Here is a 1,192-nt window from a genome sequence, read left to right as displayed (position 1 = left end):
GTGTCAAAAATGTAGAATTCTTCCTCTTTAGATTAACTAGAATATTTGCATAAACACAACAATTGGTCTTGATCCCTAGACAATTCCATTTCATATAATAAAATAGCTGGAGAATTAGTTACTAAACCAAAAAAGCCTTGACAAATGTCAAGGCTTTTTGCGCTTTTGCTCCTCCTCTTGGGCTCGAACCAAGGACCCTCTGATTAACAGTCAGATGCTCTAACCAACTGAGCTAAGGAGGAGTGTTACTTTTTGTAAGCGGATGCAAATATACACATTTTTAGTATTCGTCAAAAAGAATTTTAAACTTTTAAGAAACTTTTTTTTACCTACATTATTTTTTGCACAAAAAGCATCCCTATCAAAAGTGAAATATCCATTTCTAATACATTGAAAATAAATAACTATCGTCATTTTCTTATGATCATTGTTAACCTTTTCAGTTTTTAGCACATTAAATGAAAAATAATCTCATGAAATCAAAAACACCTCTAGTAGCACTTATTAGCATGCTAATTTTATGCCTCGCCTGTAAAGCACAAAACATATCTGTTACTACTAAAAATGATATTAAAGAAGAATGGTTTGTATATGCCAATTATGGGGAAGTAAATAGTTGGACATTACACAAAGACATGATGATTTTCAAATCCCCTTGGAATACCACCAATCCTAAAGGTATTGACACGGTATATATATACACACAAAAAGAACTACCAGCCCATCATATTGTAGTTCAAAATAAAAGGAAAAAAGAACCCTACGCAATCCTTGATATTGAAAAAACAACTGATGGAAAAAAAATAGCCATGACGCCTATTGTTTCTGGAAATAGTATTCAAGAGGTCGTTAAAAAGTTTAATACAGAAAAAACACCTAGCTGGATTGACCTCAGAAAAAGATACTGGTATACTAAAGAAATGATCATGTCTTTAGACACCCTGCCTGGACTTGATGAAGTTACTCCAAAGGATATGCTGACGGCATTACAATGGCGTAAACCACTTTCTATAAAACTACAAGCATATCTAGAAGACACTAACGGAGCCCGCTCATTTATGGTATACCGATTTGTAGAGCAATACCGTAACGAACGATTAATTGAGCTCGGATATAACGGATCATTCCTAAAAGTTGTGTGTGAATTAAAATAGAAGTTGGATTTTTGTAAAAAAAAATGGAACTGTCCTTA

The 1,192-nt window shown here is 33.3% G+C and carries 1 protein-coding gene and 1 tRNA gene; one reads left to right on the top strand and one right to left on the bottom strand.

The genetic code is table 11. From position 1 onward, the window contains the following. Nucleotides 1-168: 168 nt before the first annotated feature. A tRNA-Asn gene (locus Q1A01_RS23560) sits at nt 169-242 on the bottom strand. A gap of 231 nt (nt 243-473) precedes the next feature. Here Q1A01_RS23560 and Q1A01_RS23555 point away from each other — a divergent pair. Continuing rightward, complete coding sequence (locus Q1A01_RS23555; RefSeq protein WP_299686011.1) at nt 474-1,154, top strand: hypothetical protein; 681 nt, start codon at nt 474-476, stop codon at nt 1,152-1,154. Nucleotides 1,155-1,192 lie beyond the last annotated feature (38 nt).

It is taken from the genome of uncultured Dokdonia sp. (assembly GCF_947492815.1).
Taxonomy (GTDB): Bacteria; Bacteroidota; Bacteroidia; order Flavobacteriales; family Flavobacteriaceae; genus Dokdonia.
The sequence above is the reverse complement of the archived record's forward strand: the minus strand, read 5'-3'. Positions and strand labels throughout refer to the sequence as shown.

What these genes read in the sequence shown, in the direction of transcription:
- Q1A01_RS23555 (WP_299686011.1), top strand. Translation starts at nt 474, where the DNA reads ATGAAATCAAAAACACCTCTAGTAGCACTTATTAGCATGCTAATTTTA.